Annotated in this window: 17 protein-coding genes; 7 read left to right on the top strand and 10 right to left on the bottom strand. The window is 73.5% G+C overall.

The window, feature by feature from the left end; translation table 11 throughout:
* Positions 1 to 146 precede the first annotated feature (146 nt).
* Positions 147 to 836 (top strand): hypothetical protein, encoded by a 690-nt coding sequence (locus ABZW14_RS33705; RefSeq protein WP_355355127.1) that lies wholly within the window; start codon positions 147 to 149, stop codon positions 834 to 836.
* On the opposite strand, the gene ABZW14_RS33700 is transcribed toward ABZW14_RS33705, so the two are convergent.
* Positions 826 to 1,719 (bottom strand): hypothetical protein, encoded by an 894-nt coding sequence (locus ABZW14_RS33700; protein ID WP_355355124.1) that lies wholly within the window; start codon positions 1,717 to 1,719, stop codon positions 826 to 828. The two genes, ABZW14_RS33705 and ABZW14_RS33700, sit on opposite strands and share 11 nt — an antisense overlap.
* Positions 1,720 to 1,812: 93 nt before the next feature.
* A complete protein-coding gene (locus ABZW14_RS33695; RefSeq protein ID WP_355355121.1) occupies positions 1,813 to 4,890 on the bottom strand; it encodes a discoidin domain-containing protein in 3,078 nt (1,025 codons plus the stop codon).
* 209 nt (positions 4,891 to 5,099) lie between these two features.
* On the opposite strand from ABZW14_RS33695, the gene ABZW14_RS33690 reads away from it, so the two are divergent.
* The gene (locus ABZW14_RS33690; protein WP_355355118.1) at positions 5,100 to 6,884 is read left to right on the top strand and encodes a discoidin domain-containing protein; all 1,785 of its coding nucleotides are present in this window, start codon (positions 5,100 to 5,102) and stop codon (positions 6,882 to 6,884) included.
* A gap of 104 nt (positions 6,885 to 6,988) precedes the next feature.
* Entirely contained in the window at positions 6,989 to 7,438 is a 450-nt protein-coding gene (locus ABZW14_RS33685) for a VOC family protein (protein ID WP_355355115.1), read from the top strand.
* A 45-nt stretch (positions 7,439 to 7,483) separates the two neighbouring features.
* Here ABZW14_RS33685 and ABZW14_RS33680 read toward each other — a convergent pair whose 3' ends face one another.
* The gene (locus tag ABZW14_RS33680; RefSeq protein WP_355355112.1) at positions 7,484 to 8,446 is read right to left on the bottom strand and encodes an N-acetylmuramoyl-L-alanine amidase; all 963 of its coding nucleotides are present in this window, start codon (positions 8,444 to 8,446) and stop codon (positions 7,484 to 7,486) included.
* Positions 8,446 to 8,637 carry a hypothetical protein gene (locus tag ABZW14_RS33675; RefSeq protein WP_355355109.1) on the bottom strand — a complete coding sequence of 64 codons (192 nt, stop codon included), beginning with the start codon at positions 8,635 to 8,637 and terminating at the stop codon, positions 8,446 to 8,448. Before ABZW14_RS33675 ends, ABZW14_RS33680 begins: the two co-directional genes overlap by 1 nt.
* Before the next feature lie 172 nt (positions 8,638 to 8,809).
* Between ABZW14_RS33675 and ABZW14_RS33670 the strand changes: the two genes are divergently transcribed.
* Positions 8,810 to 10,384 (top strand): FMN-binding glutamate synthase family protein, encoded by a 1,575-nt coding sequence (locus tag ABZW14_RS33670; RefSeq protein WP_355355106.1) that lies wholly within the window; start codon positions 8,810 to 8,812, stop codon positions 10,382 to 10,384.
* 10 nt (positions 10,385 to 10,394) lie between these two features.
* On the opposite strand, the gene ABZW14_RS33665 is transcribed toward ABZW14_RS33670, so the two are convergent.
* Complete coding sequence (locus ABZW14_RS33665) at positions 10,395 to 11,003, bottom strand: VOC family protein (protein WP_355355103.1); 609 nt, start codon at positions 11,001 to 11,003, stop codon at positions 10,395 to 10,397.
* A gap of 141 nt (positions 11,004 to 11,144) precedes the next feature.
* On the opposite strand from ABZW14_RS33665, the gene ABZW14_RS33660 reads away from it, so the two are divergent.
* Entirely contained in the window at positions 11,145 to 13,394 is a 2,250-nt protein-coding gene (locus tag ABZW14_RS33660) for a hypothetical protein (protein ID WP_355355100.1), read from the top strand.
* Between the two features lie 36 nt (positions 13,395 to 13,430).
* On the opposite strand, the gene ABZW14_RS33655 is transcribed toward ABZW14_RS33660, so the two are convergent.
* The gene (locus tag ABZW14_RS33655; protein ID WP_355355097.1) at positions 13,431 to 14,417 is read right to left on the bottom strand and encodes a YafY family protein; all 987 of its coding nucleotides are present in this window, start codon (positions 14,415 to 14,417) and stop codon (positions 13,431 to 13,433) included.
* A 90-nt stretch (positions 14,418 to 14,507) separates the two neighbouring features.
* Here ABZW14_RS33655 and ABZW14_RS33650 point away from each other — a divergent pair, with 90 nt between their 5' ends.
* Positions 14,508 to 14,969, top strand: a complete 462-nt coding sequence (locus tag ABZW14_RS33650) for a VOC family protein (RefSeq protein WP_355355094.1) — start codon at positions 14,508 to 14,510, stop codon at positions 14,967 to 14,969.
* Positions 14,970 to 14,988: 19 nt separating this feature from the next.
* Here the strand turns inward: ABZW14_RS33650 and ABZW14_RS33645 are convergent, their stop codons facing one another.
* The 4 genes from ABZW14_RS33645 to ABZW14_RS33630 form a co-directional block, all read right to left on the bottom strand.
* On the bottom strand, positions 14,989 to 15,579 hold the full coding sequence (locus tag ABZW14_RS33645; protein WP_355355091.1) for an NAD(P)H-dependent oxidoreductase: 591 nt from the start codon (positions 15,577 to 15,579) through the stop codon (positions 14,989 to 14,991).
* A gap of 130 nt (positions 15,580 to 15,709) precedes the next feature.
* Complete coding sequence (locus ABZW14_RS33640) at positions 15,710 to 16,153, bottom strand: SRPBCC domain-containing protein (protein WP_355355088.1); 444 nt, start codon at positions 16,151 to 16,153, stop codon at positions 15,710 to 15,712.
* Positions 16,154 to 16,174: 21 nt separating this feature from the next.
* Positions 16,175 to 16,525, bottom strand: coding sequence for a metalloregulator ArsR/SmtB family transcription factor (locus tag ABZW14_RS33635; RefSeq protein ID WP_355355085.1), 351 nt, complete (start codon positions 16,523 to 16,525; stop codon positions 16,175 to 16,177).
* Positions 16,522 to 16,983, bottom strand: a complete 462-nt coding sequence (locus tag ABZW14_RS33630; RefSeq protein ID WP_355355082.1) for an SRPBCC family protein — start codon at positions 16,981 to 16,983, stop codon at positions 16,522 to 16,524. Before ABZW14_RS33630 ends, ABZW14_RS33635 begins: the two co-directional genes overlap by 4 nt.
* A 115-nt stretch (positions 16,984 to 17,098) precedes the next feature.
* On the opposite strand from ABZW14_RS33630, the gene ABZW14_RS33625 reads away from it, so the two are divergent.
* Positions 17,099 to 17,280: hypothetical protein (locus ABZW14_RS33625; RefSeq protein WP_355355079.1), on the top strand; the 182-nt coding region annotated here is incomplete at its 3' end.

The raw sequence follows: 17,280 nt of genomic DNA, 5'->3' as shown, positions 1-17,280 counted from the left end.
GGCCTCAAGACCGGCATCGAGCCGAGCTGGGCCAACAAGGTCCAGCGGGTGCTGGATCTGCCCGAGCCGCCGGAGGAGCTACGGCCGACGCAACGACCCCTGAGCGTAGACTGACCGGGCCCGGCCACCGAGCGTGAAAGGTGCGTATGTCCTCTGCTGACAAGGCGCGGCGGTGGCGGCAGGTGCTCACCGAACTGCGGCCCGACCTGCCGGGCGAGTGGTCGCTGCGGGGCGCCGGCCTCGACACGGTGCTGGCGCGCGAGCCGCTGGACTGGGCGCTGGCCTGGATCGGCTGGTCCGGCTCACCCACCCGGCCGGTGGGCTGGGTGGCCGCCGGAGTGCAGCCGCTCGTGACGCCGTTCACCAGCTGGATCATGACCTACGGCGTCCGGATGGACGAGGTCCGGTCCGGGCCGCGCACCGTGGACCTGTCCGCCGACGAGGCGGTGGACCAGGCGCGGCGGTTCGTGGTGGACGCCGGCCTGGAGAAGATCGACGGCTGGCCGGCCGCGCGGCTCGCCGACGTGGCCGAGCGGGACTTCGCGCAGGATCCGCACCGGCGCCGCACGCACTGGCACCAGCTGCCCGGCTGGCGGGTGGTCAACGGCACCGGCTCCCCCGTCGAGCCGGCGACCGCGCTCGCCAGGCTGTGCCACGACCGGGCCGCCGAGTCCTCCGGCACGGGCGCGCGACAGCTGGCGGAGCAGGCCGCGTTCTACGAGGGGCTCGTGCGGGCCTGGCACGACGGGGAGCGCGACGCCGCGCTCCGGTTCCTGACCGAGCAGCGGGACCGGGCACTGGCCGCCCGGAAGCTCGACCGGGCGGTCACCCCGTAGGGCCGTCCAGCCGCGCCACGACGGGGGCCAGCGCCTCGGGCAGCCGCACCTGCACGGCCGCGCCGGCCTCCCCCGGCACGACGCGGACCGGGTGGAACTCGCCGCCGTGCCACCAGAAGACCTGGTCGGAACAGGGGTCGGCGGCGGCCTCGACCATCGAGCCGGCCAGCCGGTGCAGTGCCACCGCGGCGTCCTGCACCCGGTTGCCGACCGGATGCAGCAGCACGGCGCTGTACTGCGGCGCCGCCACCAGCGCGCCGTGCTCGGCGCTCTCGGGCAGGAAACGCTTGACCGACATGAGGGCGGTCGTCACGAACGGGTTGCCGTCGGCGGCGAGCAGGCGCACCGCCCCTCCGCCGGGCAGCTCGTGGTCGCGTACGTCGAGGGTGGTCAGTTCGCGCTCCACGGTCTGCCGGACGGCGATGCGTACCAGCTCCGCGGGTTCGCGGCCCAGCCGGGCGGCCTGGGCGAGAGTCAGCAGGTCCAGCCGCTCGGGCCGGTTCACCACGACCGTCGCGGTGAAGTGCCCGCCGTACGGCACAGCCAGGTAGTCGTCGGCCTCCGTGGCCGCGGCGGCCGGGGTGAGGCGGAGGCGGAGCTGCTCGACGTCGACCGGCCCGAGGTCGGCCGAGACGCTGTCCGGCAGCTCCCGGCGGACCGCCGTGACCCAGTCGGCCACCAGCTCGGGCCAGGCCTGCCGGGGCTGGTCCCGGCAGGCGCGCAGGAGCGGCACCAGCGACACCCGGGCGCGGCCGCCGGGCACGGCGACGACGATCTCGTCGCTGTCCGCCGCGACGCGCGCTCCCGGCAGGCGCGCCGGCAGCACGTCCTCGACCAGCGCGCGGACGTTGCCCATCAGGTCTACGTTCTGCGACGACGCCACGCTGCATTCATACCATCGGCCCGCGAACGGCGGTGAACCCGAAGCCCAGGCGGGACGGGCGGGGTCGCCGGCGCGCGACCCCGCCCGCGACGGTCAGAAGCCGGTCAGGCCGGCGCCGTACGGGTAGAGCGGGTTGCCGTACGCGGTCGCTGGTGGCTGGCTGGCGTCGATGGCGGCCCGGATCTGGGCCCGCTCGGCGGAGGTGGCCCCCAGGTCGTACGGCAGGTCCCACGCCTCGACGGCGTCGGCCGGCACGTCGGTGCCGCCGGGCCGCAACACGTCCGCCAGACTGCGCGGGAGCTGCCACGGCAGCCTGCCGCTCGGCGCGTAGTCGCCGAAGAGCAGACCGGCCAGCGCCGGGCCCATCTCCTCGCCGCCCCGGTAGGTGACGACGATCGCGCTCGCCAGGTCACGCCACTCGGTGATCACGTACGGCCGGGGCAGGACCAGGGCGACCACCACGGGGATCCCCCGGGCGCGGAAGTCCTGGATCACCTGGAGCTGGTCCGGTGGCAGGTACGGCTGTTCCTTCGGCCAGTTGGTCGCGTGGGTGTACGACGTCTCACCCACCGCCACGATCGCCAGCTTCGGGTTCGGGCCGTCGCCGGAGTAGACGTTCACCCCGGCCCGGGTGGCCCGGGCGCGGATCGCGTCGAGCATGGTCTGCGAGCCGTACTCGGCGTGGAAGAAGCTCGTCCAGACGCAGCAGGCCGTGGTGTCGGCGGCACGCGACCCGGCCACCACGATGTTGTCCCCGGCGGTCAGCCGGATGGGCAGGATCCCGCCGTCGTTCTTCAGCAGCGTCATGGCCTCACGCGACGCCTGGTTGGCCAGCGCGGTGTACGCCGGCTGGTGGAACCGGTACGGGCCGTTGACCGGGTCGCCGTACGGGTTCTCGAAGATTCCGAGCTGGAACTTCAGCCGCAGCACCCGCCGGACCGCGTCGTCGATCCGGGCGCCGGGCACGTTCGCGAGGAACGTGGCCATCGAGAAGCCGGCCGCACCGGGGTCCGCGCCGCCCATGACGTCGGACCCGGCCTTCGCCGCACCGACCCAGGAGCCGGAGGGCAGCCAGTCGGTGGTGATCAGGCCCTGGTAGCCGAGGTTCTGCCGCAGGTACGCGAGGATCGGCGCGCTGTCACCCGCCCCCGGGCCGCCGGGATCGAGGTACGAGCTGCCGGCGTACCCCGGCATGATGTTGACGGCGCCCGCCTCCATGGCCGCGCGGAACGGGATCATGTGGTACTTGATCGTGACGCCGTCGTAGACGATCAGCGCCTCGCCGCCGGCGCCTTCACCGGGCCAGTGCTTCACCGTGGCCAGCACCGAGGCGGGGTTCAGCTCCGGGCCGCCCTGGAGGCCGGCCACGAGGGCCCGCACCTGGGCGGCGGCCACCTGCGCGTTCTCCCCGTTGCCCTCCTGGATGCGCGGGTAGATCACCTTCGTGCCGACCTCGGCCAGCGGCCCCAGGACGCCCCGGGTGCCGACCTCCAGCTGCTCCCGGCGCTGCATGTCGCCGAGCTTGTAGTCGAGGGCGTAGTCGCGGGCGGCCGCCAGGGCGCTCTGCATGGGGTAGGTGGTCTGGTAGCCGTGGATGGTGTCGCCCGCCGAGACGAACGGGATGCCCAGCCGGGTGCCGGACGACGCGAGGAGCTGGTCGTGCAGGTCCTGCGCCTGCGCCGGGCCGAAGTGCCAGCCGGATCGGGGGTACGCCTGGGCGTTGTAGAACATCTGGTACGCCTTCTCCTCGGCCGTCATCCGGCTCAGGAGGTCGTCGACCCGGGTGTCGACCGGGAGCCGCCAGTTCTCATACGGCTCGACGGCGCCGTTCCGGTTGAGGTCCCGGCTGCCGGCGACGACGCCGACGCCGTCGGCGACCGTCTCCAGGGTGGGCAGGTAGACGCTGAAGCGCCGGATGGCCGAGGTGGTCGTGGCGGCGCCGGTCGCGGTGACATACCACTTGTAGGTCCATCGGTCGGGCAGGTCCCAGGTGGGTGTGTAGGAGGTGCCGGTCGGTTCGGCGACCTTCGTGTAGAGGTCGATGAGGTTGCCCGGGGCGGTGAAGTCGTAGTCGGTGCGGCTGATGTTGATCCACACCTGGTAGCGGGTGGCGCCCGCGACGGCGGCCCAGGTGAGCACGGGCCGGCGGGTGGTGGTGACCATGGCCCCGTCGGCCGGGGCGGTCAGCGCGAACTGGTTGAGCGTGCCGGGCGGCCGGGTGGGGCCGGATAGCATCGGCGCCGTGCTGGCCGCGTCGTCGACGGTGCCGTAGACCTGGAACTCCCAGAGCGAGTAGCCGTAGCCGGTGGCCCGCGCGGTGCCGTGGAGACGCAGGTAGCGTCCGCTGCCGGTCACCGCGAGCTGTTCGACGCCGCCGCGTCCCGTGGTGGTGGAGTAGATCGTGGTCCAGGTGGTCCCGTCGGCGGAGGTCTCCAGCCGGTAGCCGGTGGCGTAGGCGGCCTCCCAGTTGAGGACGACGCGGTTGATCGTGGCGACGCCGCCGAAGTCGACGCTCAGCCACTGCGGGTCGCTGAACTGGCTGGACCAGCGGGTGGTCGTCCGGCCGTCGAGCGCGGCGGCGGGCGCGTTGCCGCCTTCCCAGGACGACGCGGCGACCTTGCGGAACTCGGAGATCGGCCGGCCGGTGGGCGGCTGGCCCGGGCCGGTGGTGCCGTAGACCTTGAACTCCCAGAGCGAGTAGCCGTATCCGGTGGCCCGGGCGGTGCCGTACAGGCGCACGTACCGGCCGGTGCCGGAGACGGCGAGGGTCTGGGTGCCACCCGTGCCGCTGGTGGTGCTGTAGATCGTCTGCCAGGGGCCGGCGGGATCGCCGGCGACCTGGAGCTGGAACGCCCGTGCGTAGGCGGCCTCCCAGACCAGTTCGACCTGGTCGACGGTGGCGGTGGCGCCGAGGTCGACCTGGAGCCACTGTGGATCGCTGAAGGAGCTGGACCACCGGGTGCCGGCGTCGCCGTCGGTGGCGGCGGCGGCCGGGGTGGCGCCCTGCTCGACGGAGGACGCGGTGGTCGGTCGACCCTGCGAGAGCAGCGGCCCGGCGGCGGTGGCGGGTCGCACGGGGACGGTCAGGTAGGCGGCGAGCAGGACGAGCAGTGCGGACACCGTGGCGGTGAGACGGCGCGACCTGCGGGACGGGCGTGGTGGCGTGCGCATGGCGGCTCCCGTGAACGGGCTGATGGCCGGGAGGGTGAGAGCGCTCCGCGAACAGGTTCCATCGAGTCGCTTCTATCAGTCAATGAAATGGGGAAAGTCCGGAACCGATCTTTCCCGGCCCTCGGACCGGTCTCTTGACAGAAGCACGGACGGGGATGACCCTCGGGTCCGAGAGCGCTCTCCGCCGGATTCCACCCGTAGGAGATGCCATGCACACCGCCCCACCCCGCCACCGCCGCCGGCCGGACCGCGCCGGCCGGCGCCTGCTCACCGCCCTCGCCGCCGTCCTGGCACTGCTCGCCGGCGGCGCCGTCGCGGCCGCGCCGTTCGCCGCGAGCGCCGCGTCCACCCTGCTCTCCCAGGCGCGGCCGACGACCGCGTCGTCGAGCGAGAACGCCGCCACCCCGGCCTCCGCAGCCACCGACGGCGACCCCGGCACCCGGTGGTCGAGCCAGTTCGGCGACCCGCAGTGGCTCCAGGTCGACCTGGGCGCCACCGCGGCGATCGACCAGGTGCGGCTCGTCTGGGAGGCCGCCTACGCACGGGCCTTCCAGATCCAGGTCGCCACCGGCCCGACCGGGCCGTGGACCACCGTCTACGGCACCACCACCGCGACCGGCGGCACCCAGACCCTCGCCGTCACCGGCACCGGCCGCTACGTGCGCCTGTACGGCACCACCCGGGCCACCGCCTACGGCTACTCCCTGTGGGAGTTCGAGGTCTACGGCACCACCGGATCCGCCGCCTGCGCCGGCAACGCCGCGCTCAACCGTCCGGCGGTCGCCTCGTCAGCCGAGAGCGCCACCACCCCGGCTTCCGCCGCGGTCGACGGCAACCCCGGCACCCGCTGGTCCAGCGCCTTCGCCGATCCCCAGTGGCTCCGCGTGGACCTCGGCGCGACGCAGGCCCTCTGCCAGGTGACGCTCCAGTGGGAGGCGGCCTACGCACGGGCCTTCCAGGTCCAGGTCGCCGCCAACCCGGACGGCCCGTGGACCACCGTCTACGCCACGACCACCGGCGGCGGCGGCACCCAGACGCTCGACGTGACCGGCTCCGGGCGCTACGTCCGGGTGTACGGCACGGCGCGGGCCACCGCCTACGGCTACTCCCTGTGGGAGTTCACGGTGCGCACCACGTCCGGCTCCACCCCGCCCCCGACGACCCCGCCGCCCTCGGGCGGGTTCTGGGGTGACACGGGATCGATCCCGCCGGCCGCGAACGTGCTCATGGTGAAGGTCCTCAACCGGACCAACGGCCGCTACCCCGACAGCCAGGTGTACTGGAGCTACAACGGGCAGACCCACTCGATCGCCGAGCAGCCCTACTTCGACATGCCGGTCAACACCGCGGGCCGGATGTACTTCCACCTGGGGTCGCCCACCAGCCAGTACAGCGACTTCATCGAGTTCACGGTCGGGCCGGACCAGTTCAACGGCAACACCACCCGGGTCGACGCGTTCGGCCTGAAGCTGGCCATGCGGCTGCGCGCCCACGACGGGCGGGACGTGGCCGTCGGCGAGACCGAGGCGACGTTCGCCGAGGACCGGTCGGTGACCTTCCAGCGGTTCGCCGACGCCATGCCGGCCGAGTTCAAGCACCTGGCCACCATCGAGGCGCCGTACCGCATCCCGTCGCCGGGCAACACGCCGCAGTTCCGGGCCGGCGGGCAGTACGCCAACTACCTCAGCGGATACGCGTCGTCGGTGGGGCTGCCGGCCACCACCTCGGACATCTTCGGCTGCGCCGGGCCGCTCGCCGGCAATGCGGCCGGCTGTGCCGCGCTCAACCGCCACGTCGCGCACCTGCCGCCGGCGCAGTGGTCGGACCCGAGCCTGTTCTACCAGCAGGCGCCGGCCAACTACTACGCGAAGTTCTGGCACGACCGCGCCATCGCCGGCCGGTCGTACGGCTTCCCGTACGACGACGTCGCCGACCAGTCCTCGTTCGTGTCGGCGGCCGACCCGCAGTGGCTGCTGGTCGCCGTGGGGTGGTGACACCGCAGCGCCCGTTCCCGGGGCCCGGCCGGCCGGGCCCCGGGAACGACCGGGTGTGGCCCGGGCGCACCCGGGTAACCGGCGGGGCCGAGGGAGGGGGCGTCGTGACGGATGAGGCACCGGACTACTTCCAGCCCGAGCACGGGCTGGTCGTCACCCACCTGCTGATCGTGCGGGACGTGGACCGTTCACGGGAGTTCTACCGCGACGTCCTGGGCGCCACGGTGGTGCGTGACCGGCGTCCCGCCGTGCTCCGCCTGCACAACAGCTATCTCGTGCTCAACGACGAGGGCGGGCCGACCGACGACAAGCCGACCGTGACGGCGCGGGCGCCCACCGACCCGGACACGCTGAGCGGGGCGCTGAACATCCGGGTCACCGACGTACGGGCCGTCTACGAGCTGTGGCGCTCCCGGGGTGGTGAGTTCCTGACCGAACCGAAGGACCACGGCATGGAGATCCGGTGCTACCTGCGGGACCCGGACGGATACCTGATCGAGCTGGGTCAGGGCACCGGGATCCTGGCCGAGATGGGCCGGCCCGTGCCGGGCTGACCCCCGGCCGGGCAGCTCCGGCCGGGGGGTTCCGGCGCCGGCGGGTCAGACGCGGGTGAGCCGCACCGCGTCGGCGATGACGAGGCCGGCGGCCGAACTCCACCGGCTCACCGCCACCCGGTCGGCGTCCCCCGCGGGGAGGGCGAAGGTGCCGAGGGTACGCCACTGGCCGCCGGTCGCCCGCTGGTCGACGTAGACGGTCCGGTTGCCGGTCGTGGTGGCCACGATGTACGGCGTCGCGCCGTTGTAGCCGGCGTTGGCCGGCCACCAGGCGTCCACCCGGTAGTTGCCGGCCGCCGGCACGTTGAACCGGTACCAGGCCGGGTCACTGGCCGCCACGGGGTCCGCGTAGCGGTAGTCGGCGCCGTAGCGCTGCCCGGAGTAGGACGAGACGCCCCAGGCGGCACCGGCCGTGAAGCGTCCGGCGGTGGCGTTGTCCACGATCGAGGACCAGGCCGGAACGCCGCCCATCTTCGCCGCGACGTCCGCGCGCATCACGTTCAGGTCGATGAAGGACGGGTCGATCTTGCCGGTGGTGCTGGTCTCCCGGTGCCCGCGGGCGTAGCTGGCGTCCCGGCCCAGCCGGGTGAGGACGGCCGCCGTCGCGGCGACCGACGCGTCGTACTGGGCCGCCGTCATCTCCTGGCTCACGCCGTTGTAGTCGATCTCCCAGCCGATCAGCATGGTGTTGCCGTCGCCGGCCGGGATCGGTCCGCTGCCGCCGCTGGTGCCGGCATGGTTGCAGCGCCCGGCCGAGATCACGTGGAACACGCCGTGGTAGTCGACGAGCGCCTGGCACAGCGGGCCGGCCAGGTCGGGCCGGCCGTTGATGCAGATGTTGAGCGCCGGGTGCGGGTTGGTGGCGCTGGAAGTGGACGCCGTGTGGTGCCACAGCACCCCGATCGGGTCGAAGGAGCCGGGCCGCATCCGGTTGAGCCAGTCGCCCTCGACCACGACCTGCACCCCGGCCCCCCGCAGCACGTCCACGAGCCAGGGGATGGTCGCCATCAGGACTCCCCGAGCAGGTCGGCCAGGCACTCGGCCTTCGGCGCGGCGGGCCGGGCGGTCGCGGCGGCCCGGGTGCTCGGTGCGGCGGTCGCCGCCGCGGGCCGGGCGGCCACGCCCAGCGCGGCGGTCACCAGGGCGGGGATGCCGAGCAGCCCTCGGCGCCGCAGGCGGACGGTTCGTGGTGTGGGCATGGCACTCCTTCAGCGGCCGGTCGAGGAACGTTGGCGCGGACGCTATACCGTCACGAACGTCTATGTCGATACCCTTCAACGTCTGACGTTCCGCTGAAGAAAATCGACGACTCCGGGCGGCGCTCCCCGCCGGGCCGTTTGGCCGGCGGCCATCCCGGAAAGAGTGGGCGGCATGAGCTGGGCCCGTAGAGCCGTACCCGCCGCCGTCGCCGCCGTCGCGGCTCTCGCCGCGCGCGACCTGCTGCAACGCGACCACGCGCTGCGGCGCAACTTCCCCGTCCTCGGCCGCGCCCGGTACCTGCTGGAGTCGATCGGGCCCGAGCTGCGCCAGTACATCGTGGCCGCCAACAACGAGGAGCGTCCGTTCACCCGCGACCAGCGGCGCTGGGTGTACGCGTCGGCCAAGCAGGAGAACAACTACTTCGGGTTCGGCACGGACAACGACATCGAGTACACCCCCGGCTACCCGATCATCAAGCACCGCACCTTCGGCCGGGCCGTGCCGCCGTCCTCCCCCGGCGCCGCGCACGACGTGACCCTGCCCTGCGCGAAGGTGCTCGGCGGCGCTCGGGGCCGGGCCCGCGCGTTCCGCCCGGAGTCGGTGGTCAACATCTCCGGCATGAGCTTCGGCTCGCTGTCCGGCAACGCCGTCGAGGCGCTCAACCGGGGCGCCGCCCTGGCCGGCTGCCTGCAGAACACCGGGGAGGGCGGGCTGTCGCCGTACCACCGCAACGGCGGTGACCTGGTCTTCCAGATCGGCACCGCGTACTTCGGCTGCCGCGATGAGCGCGGCCGGTTCGACCTCGCCCGGCTCAAGGACCTGGTGGCGGGGGCGCCGGTCCGGGCGCTGGAGATCAAGCTGAGCCAGGGCGCGAAGCCGAGCCTCGGCGGCCTGCTGCCGGCCGCGAAGGTCTCCGCCGAGATTGCCGCCACCCGCGGCATCACCCCGGGCAAGGACTGCGTCAGCCCGTCGCGGCACGCCGAGTTCTCCGACTGCGACAGCCTGCTGGACTGGGTGGAACTGCTCGCCGCCGAGACCGGCCTGCCGGTCGGCATCAAGTCCGCCGTCGGTGACCTGGGCTTCTGGGCGGAGCTGACCACGCTGATGCGCGACACCGGCCGGGGCGTGGACTTCGTGACCGTCGACGGCGGCGAGGGCGGCACCGGCGCCGCCCCGCTGATCTTCACCGACTCGGTGTCGCTGCCCTTCCAGCAGGGCTTCTCGCGGGTCTACCGGATCTTCGCCGAACGGGACCTGCACGAGCAGGTGGTCTTCGTCGGCAGCGGCAAGCTCGGGCTGCCGGACAACGCCGTGGTGGCCTTCGCGCTCGGCGCCGACATGGTGAACGTCGGCCGCGAGGCCATGCTGGCGATCGGCTGCATCCAGGCGCAGAAGTGCCACACCGACACCTGCCCCACCGGTGTCGCCACCCAGAATCCGTGGCTGGCCCGCGGCCTCGACCCGGCCCGCAAGTCCGTACGGGCCGCCCACTACATCCGGACGCTGCGGCGCGACCTCGTGAAGGTCGCCGAGGCGTGCGGCGTCGAGCATCCCGGGCTCATCGACACCGGCGCGGTCGAAGTCCTCGACGGCCGCACCGCCTCCACGCCGCTGGACCAGGTGTACGGATACCGACCCGACTGGGGTCTGCCGTCCGCCGCCGACCGGGCCGAGATCATCCGGCTGATGACCGCCGGGGCGCCGCAGGGCGGCAGCGCGCCGCCCTCCCCAACCGCCATCGGCTGATCGGAAACGGTCAGCTCGGTGGTTTCTCGCCCGTCTGCTCGCTCGCCATGAACGCCGCGTACCAGTCGGGCCAGTCCGGGTCCGTCGCGCCGATCCGCTTCTCGTGCTCGCCGTGCGCCTCGGCGGCACGGCGCAGCGCGCCGGCCAGGTCGGCCGTCGAGGCGTACGAGGTCGTGCCCGACGTCACCCGCCCGGGCAGCCGGGTGGTGATCTCCTGGAGCAGCCACTCGTTGCCGTCCGGATCCTTGAACGAGGCGCGCGAGAGGTAGCTGCGGCGCTCCGGATCCGGACCGCTGACCGGACCGGCCGGACCGGGATGGAAGATCTCGCTCACCTCGACGCCGGCGGCGAGCACCGCGTTCCGGGCCGCCTCGACGTCCGCGACGATCAGGTATGCCTTGGCCGAACCGGGGGCGGCGACGGTCAGGGTGGGACCGAACTGGACCGAGCATCCGGAGCCCGGCGGCGTGAGCTGGACGATGCCGGGCGGCGTCTGGTCGAGCCGCCACCCGAGGCGGCGCCCGTAGAACTCCTTGGCGCGGTCGACGTCCGCCACCGGTAGGACGATCACCTCGAGCTTCAGGTCCATCTTCCCGCTCGCGGCGTCCGTCGCGCTCATCGGGGCCTCCCTGGGCCAACCGGGGCTCTCGCCCGCCACGTTACTGGGCACCGGCCTTGATCCGGCGCGGAACGGGTAGACGGCAGCCCCGGCACGGGCGCCTCGGTGCCCGGGACGCCGGTCCTTCGCCGCGGGAGATCGATGTCGGACACGCCGAGGAGCTCGGACGAACGGCCGGTCGAGGTCGTGGAGTTGCGGGTGCACGGCGTCTCGGGCGCCGGCCCCGAGCAGGTCCTGGACCGGCCGAACGTGCATCAGGTGGCCGGCGACCGCAGCGGCGGCTTCTACCGGCCGCGGTCCGGCTATCCGGACACCACCGGGCCGGGTGGTGTGCTGCTGGAGGCGTACCGGTGGCGGGATCTCCCCTCGGGCACGGCGGTCCGCACGCTGTCCCTGGTGTTCCTGCTGCCGTTCATGCTCGGCAACATGGCGATCTGGATGCACCCGCCCGGCACGGGGCTGCCCGCCGCGACCGTGAAGGCGCTCTGCCGGCTGCTCGCGCTGACGCTCACCGCGGTGTACGTGATCGCGGTGGCGGGCGTGGCGCTGGACCTGATCGCCTGGAAGTGCATGGGCTCGCCGCGGTGCCTGACCGGCCGGAACTGGCTGTCCTGGCTCGGTGAGCGGCCGCCGGGGCTGCGGCTGGCGGTGCTCGCCCTGGTCCCGGTCGCGGCGGTGGCGCTGGTCTGGCGACTGAGCAGCCGGCCGGGCTCGACGTTTTCGACATTCCGCAGTCCGGCCGCCGCGTCCGGCACCCACCAGCTCACGGCGGTCGGCCAGTGGGACGGCGCGCCGCTGGTCTCCCGGCTCCGGGCGATCCACGTCGCCGCGGCCTTCGCCACGCTGGACGTCGTCATGCTCGCCGCGCGCTCCGCCGGGGGGCGGGCATCCGTCGTGGTCACCGCGCTGCTGGTGCTGACCGCGGCGGTGCTGACCGCGTGCGTGGTGCTGGTCTGCGCCCATCCGCTGCTGGATCGCACCACGCCGGCCCCACGGGTCGAACGGAACCTGCGCCGGCTGCAGACCGTGGCGTGCCTGCTCACCGTCGCCGTCGTGGTCGTCGTGGCGGCCGAGCCCGGCTCCTGGGCCGCCGGGAGGAGTCTGCCCAGGTACGGGGAGATCGTCTCCCTCCTGTTCGCGACGCAGACCGTCGTCCTGGTCGCCCTCGGGGCGGCCGTGCTGTGGGCGCGTCCCCGGCTGCCCGGCGGGCCCCGCCTGCGCGCGCTCGGCGCCCCGGTCATCGACGCCGTCGCGGCCGGTCTGGGGGTGGCGTACTCCGCCGAGCTGGTCTACCGGGTGGCGGACGTGCTGGACCGCAGCGCGCCCACCGCCGCGCGGCTGGCCACCAGCCCGCCGCTGGCGTACAAGTGGGCGATCTTCGCCTTCTTCCTGGCAGTGACGGTCGCCGCGGTGGCCTGCCTCGTCGTGGCGCTGGCGTCCCGGCCCGCCCGCCGGCGCGCCGCCGCGGACATCGTGGCCCGCGACCACCCCGACGCGCCGGCCGATGCCGCCGAGCGGCTGCGTCAGGTCGAGAAGATCATCGCGCGAGCCCGCTTCACCGAGCGGGTGACCCCACTGGTCCTCACCTACGCCGCTCTCGCCGGGCTCGGGCTGGCCACCAGCACCCTGGGGCTGGCCGGGTGGTATCCCGGGGACGTGATCGACCGTTGGGCGCCGATCCCGGCCGACCTGGTGAACTTCGGGATCGGCCTGGGCAGCTACGTGATCGCCGCGGCGATCCTGGGGCTGATCCTGGGCGGCCTGTTCGCCTACCGGACCCCCGAGTTCCGCCGCTATGTCGGGGTGCTGTGGGACCTGGGCACCTTCTGGCCCCGGGCGGCGCACCCGTTCGCGCCACCCTGTTACGCCGAGCGGGCGGTGCCCGAACTCGCCCGCCGGATCACCTACCTCACCGGGCAGGGGCGGACGGTGCTGCTCGCCGGGCACAGTCACGGCGCGGTCCTGCTCGCCGCGACGGTGCTGCAACTGCCGCCGGAGGTCTGCGCGCGGGTGGCGCTGCTGACGTCCGGGGCGCCGCTGGCCCGGCTGTACGCCCACTGGTTCCCCGCCTACGTCCACACCGACGTGCTGCACGAGATCGGGGAGCGGATCGGCTGGCGGTGGATCAATCTGTGGCGGGACACCGACGCGATCGGGGGGTGGATCTTCTCCCCGGCCCGGCCGGGCGGGCCACCTCCGGCCGATGGCCCGGCCGGGTCGGTGGACTGGCGGCTGCGGGACCCCCGGGGTGTGGTCACGCCGCCCAGTGACACCGTCCCGCCGCCGATCGTCGGGCACCTGCCGGGCGCGTCGGATCCGCGGCACAACGAGGCCGTCCGCGAACTGGCCGACCGGCTGCGAAAGACCACCCCGGGCCCGCCGACCGGTTGACCGGGGACGCCGCAGCCCGATCGGGGGCGGACCGGCTCAGGGCTGCGCCGGCGTGGTCGTCCCGCCGGCCGCCAGCAGCCGCTCCGCGAGCGCGCGACAGCGCCCCCGCAACTCCGGCGGGTCGAGCACCTCGAAGTCGTGGCCCAGCAGCACCACGTGCATGAGCACGAAGTCGAGGCTGCCGGCGCCGCTGACGACCTCGCAGCGCGCGCCGTCGCGCCGCCGCACCACGGCCGCCGACGCCGGGATCTGGGCGCGTACCGTCTCGGCCGGCGCGTGCACGAGGAAGCGCGCCCGGTGCGGGTAGACCCGGCTCGCCACCGCCTCCTGCACGTGCGTCGCCGCGTCCGGCGCCGGGCGCGGGCGGAAGCGCCAGGTCCGTGCGGAGACGTCGGTCATCCGGTCGACCCGGAAGCTGCGCCAGTCGTCGCGGTCGAGGTCGAAGGCCAGGAGGTACCAGCGGCGGTCGGAGGCGACCAGGCGGTAGGGCTCGACCCGCCGCCGCCGCACCTCGTCCCCGGACGGATAGCCGAAGCCGGCCTCGACCTCGTCCCGGCAGGCCCGGGCCAGCGTCATCAGCGCCTCGGGGTCGACCGGTGGGCGGCCGCCGCCGAACGACTCCACCGAGCCGGAGAGCGCGCGCACGTCGTGCCGCAGGCGGGTGGGCAGCACCCGGTCGAGCTTGGCCAGCGCCCGGAGCGCGGCGTCGGCCGCACCGGCGACCGCGCCACCCGCACCGGCGAGCAGCGAGACCGCGGTCGCGATCGCCTCCTCGTCGTCGAGCAGCAGCGGCGGCAGCGCCCGCCCCGGGCCGAGCCGGTAGCCGCCGCCGACGCCCTGCACGGCGTGCACGGGATAGCCGAGGGCGCGCAGCCGCTCGACGTCACGCCGGATCGTGCGCGGCGTGACCCCGAGCCGGTCGGCGAGCTCGGGGCCGGTCCAGACCTGGCGCTGCTGGAGCAGCCCGAGCAGGGTGAGCACCCGCTCCGTCGTGCCCCGCTCGTCGCCGGTCGCCACGCCCATGTCCCCACCTTGCCCGCGATAGCGGACCGATCCTGTCCGCCAGGGGTGTCAGAGTAGGCGAGAGACGCACCGACGGAACGGAGCAACCCCATGAGCCGCCACATCCAGGTCACCTTCGACGCCCACGACCCGCGGGCCCTGTCGTCCTTCTGGCGCGAGGTGCTGGGCTACGTCCACCCGGGCCCGCCCGGGGTCGACCTGCCGGAGGGCGCCGACCCTCTGGCCGCGTGGGACGACTTCCTGGCCGGGATGGGCGTACCGGAGGAGCAGCGCAACACGCGCTCGGCCATCGAGGACCCGGACGGGCACGGCCCACGGCTGTTCTTCCAGCAGGTGCCGGAGGACAAGGTCGCCAAGAACCGGGTGCACCTCGACGTCCGGGCGGCGCCCGGGCTGCGGGGCGAGGAGCGGATGGTGGCGCTGGAGGCCGAGTGCGACCGCCTCGTCGCGCTCGGCGCGACCCGGGTACGCCGGCACGAGCCCGAGCCTCCGCTGAGCACCGGCTGGATCACGCTGACCGACCCCGAGGGCAACGAGTTCTGCCTGGACTGACATCAGCCCCGCGCGGCCGTCAGGCGCCGGACTGCGGGGTGGCCATCGTCGTGCCGGACCGCAGGGTCGCCAGGGCGCCGCTCCAGGCGGCCAGCTGGTCGAGCATGGTGTTCACCGCGCCCACCTGGTGCTCGCCCGGCTTGAAGAGGCTGAAGTTCTCGAAGTCGGTGAACAGGGAGAGCGCGACCTGGGCCCGCACGTCCGCCATCTGCAGCTCGGCGACCACCAGGCGCAGGTGCTCCACGGCCCGGGTGCCGCCGACGCTGCCGTAGCTGACGAACCCGGCCGCCTTGTTGTTCCACTCGGCGTAGAGGAAGTCGATCGCGTTCTTCAGCGCACCGGAGGTGGAGTGGTTGTACTCCGGCGTGACGAAGACGTAGCCGTCGAACGAGGCGATCTTCTCGGCCCAGCGCAGGGTGTGCGGCTGGGTGTACTGGCCGAGCGACGGGGGCGTCATCTCGTCGAGGTGCGGCAGGTGGAAGTCCTTGATGTCGACGAGTTCGTAGTGGGCGTCGTCGCGCCGGGAGGCGATCTCGTGGACCCAGCGGGCCACGGTCTCCCCGTTCCGTCCGGGACGTGTGCTGCCGATGATGATGCCGATCCTGGTCATGCCCCGTTCCTTCCGTCCGTACGCCCGGCGACAGCGGGCGCGGCCGGCGGGTACCCGGTTGGCATGGTTTCGAACGGCATCACCGACGCAGGGTCACCCCTGGGCGGTCACGGGGAGGCCGTGATCCGCGTCAGTGCCAGTCGCTGATCTGCACGTCCCGCGGGGACGGTGCGCCGTCGCCGGTCTCCACCAGCGACTTCAGGCTCATCAGGTACGACCCCCACTTGGTGCTGCAGTGGTGCATGAACTCCACCGGCTCCCGCCAGCCCCGGTGCGCGAACAGCACGATCGTGTAGTCGCCGTCCTGGCGGAGGTCCCAGTCGACAGTGGTCCCGATCCACTCCTCGGGGCCGTCGACCACCCGCCAGGTCACGCGCTCGGCGGGTCGTAGCTCGACGACCTCCATGTCGAAGCCACCGGGCGGGAACCGGAACTCGAGGACGCCGCCGACCTCGCCACTCCCCTTCGTGTCGTCGGTCCACCAACCGGCGAGTCCCTCGACGGTCGTCAGCGCGTCGTACACCTTGTCCGGCATCGGGGTCTTGACCCCGACCCGGTGCAGAATGTCCACCATCTCGACTCCCTCTTCCTCTTGTCAGTCCGTTCGGGCGTTCTGGATCGACTCGGCGATCCGCTTGATCCGCCGCAGCCGGGCGTCCCACGCCGCCCCGACCGACGACAGCTGGGCCACCGCGCGGGCGAGCTGCGCGTCGTCCACCCGGTAGCGTTTCTCGCGGCCGGCCGGCGTCGCCCGGACCAGGCCGACCCGGTCGAGCACGCCGAGGTGCTTGGCCACCGCCTGACGGGTGACCGGCATCCGCTGGCTGAGCGTGGTCGCCGTGCCGTCGCCCTCGACGAGCAGGAGGTCGAGCATCCGGCGGCGGGTCGGGTCCCCGATCGCGGACCAGAGGTCGTCGTCGACCTGCTCCACCAGCCCGGTGCTCACGCCCGCACCGGCAGGGTCGGGGCGTACGCCACCAGGCGCGGCAGGAAGTGGTCCCAGCCGCTGACGTGGTCCTGGTACTGCTGCTCCAGCACGGCCAGCTCCCAGCCCATCTCACGGAAGCCGGTCTCGGTCATCCGGAGCAGCGTCCCGCTGCCCGACGGGGTCAGGTCGAAGGTGACCAGCAGCGAGTTGCCCTCCGCTGCCGCCTCGCCGGCCGGGTGCGTCCACCGGAACGAGAACATCCGCGGCGGTCGCGCGTCGACGACGGTGAACGGCACCACCGTCCCGCCGGCGTCGCGCTCGCCGAAGACGATCTCTCCCACCGACCCGGGCGTCGGGTCGTACCGGGCGTCGTCCGGCCACCACTTCCTGATGTGGTCGGGGCTGCTCACCACGTCGAAGACGATCTCGGGCGACGCCTCGACGTACATCTCGCGCTCGATGGTCCCGAACTCCATGACACCCTCCTGCAACTATCGGTTGCGCATGACGCTACCGCGGAGGCCGGCCTGGCGCAACCATCGGTTGCATTAGGGGTGTCCCCCTCGGCGGGGACACCCCTAGGATGCGAGCGTGATTCACGTCACTCCGGCCCCGAAGCGGTGGCCGCTGCTCGTCGCCGCGATCGTCCTGCTCCTGCTGGGCGCGGGCGTGGCCAGGGGCGTCGACGGCGCGCTCGGGCTGAGCCACGCTCCCGCGGCCGTGCCGCACGAGGACGTCGCCGCCGCGCCGCGGCGGCCCGCCGCGCCGCCGCC

It is taken from the genome of Micromonospora sp. NPDC004551 (assembly GCF_040609975.1).
GTDB lineage: Bacteria > Actinomycetota > Actinomycetes > Mycobacteriales > Micromonosporaceae > Micromonospora.
Note: the sequence above shows the minus strand (reverse complement) of the source record. Positions and strands in the feature narration are given on the sequence as shown.

What these genes read in the sequence shown, in the direction of transcription:
- ABZW14_RS33670 (WP_355355106.1), top strand. Translation starts at nt 8,810, where the DNA reads ATGAGCTGGGCCCGTAGAGCCGTACCCGCCGCCGTCGCCGCCGTCGCG.
- ABZW14_RS33665 (WP_355355103.1), bottom strand. Translation starts at nt 11,003, where the DNA reads ATGAGCGCGACGGACGCCGCGAGCGGGAAGATGGACCTGAAGCTCGAG.
- ABZW14_RS33655 (WP_355355097.1), bottom strand. Translation starts at nt 14,417, where the DNA reads ATGGGCGTGGCGACCGGCGACGAGCGGGGCACGACGGAGCGGGTGCTC.
- ABZW14_RS33675 (WP_355355109.1), bottom strand. Translation starts at nt 8,637, where the DNA reads ATGCCCACACCACGAACCGTCCGCCTGCGGCGCCGAGGGCTGCTCGGC.
- ABZW14_RS33680 (WP_355355112.1), bottom strand. Translation starts at nt 8,446, where the DNA reads ATGGCGACCATCCCCTGGCTCGTGGACGTGCTGCGGGGGGCCGGGGTG.
- ABZW14_RS33690 (WP_355355118.1), top strand. Translation starts at nt 5,100, where the DNA reads ATGCACACCGCCCCACCCCGCCACCGCCGCCGGCCGGACCGCGCCGGC.
- ABZW14_RS33630 (WP_355355082.1), bottom strand. Translation starts at nt 16,983, where the DNA reads ATGGAGTTCGGGACCATCGAGCGCGAGATGTACGTCGAGGCGTCGCCC.
- ABZW14_RS33695 (WP_355355121.1), bottom strand. Translation starts at nt 4,890, where the DNA reads ATGCGCACGCCACCACGCCCGTCCCGCAGGTCGCGCCGTCTCACCGCC.
- ABZW14_RS33705 (WP_355355127.1), top strand. Translation starts at nt 147, where the DNA reads ATGTCCTCTGCTGACAAGGCGCGGCGGTGGCGGCAGGTGCTCACCGAA.
- ABZW14_RS33640 (WP_355355088.1), bottom strand. Translation starts at nt 16,153, where the DNA reads ATGGTGGACATTCTGCACCGGGTCGGGGTCAAGACCCCGATGCCGGAC.
- ABZW14_RS33660 (WP_355355100.1), top strand. Translation starts at nt 11,145, where the DNA reads ATGTCGGACACGCCGAGGAGCTCGGACGAACGGCCGGTCGAGGTCGTG.
- ABZW14_RS33645 (WP_355355091.1), bottom strand. Translation starts at nt 15,579, where the DNA reads ATGACCAGGATCGGCATCATCATCGGCAGCACACGTCCCGGACGGAAC.
- ABZW14_RS33650 (WP_355355094.1), top strand. Translation starts at nt 14,508, where the DNA reads ATGAGCCGCCACATCCAGGTCACCTTCGACGCCCACGACCCGCGGGCC.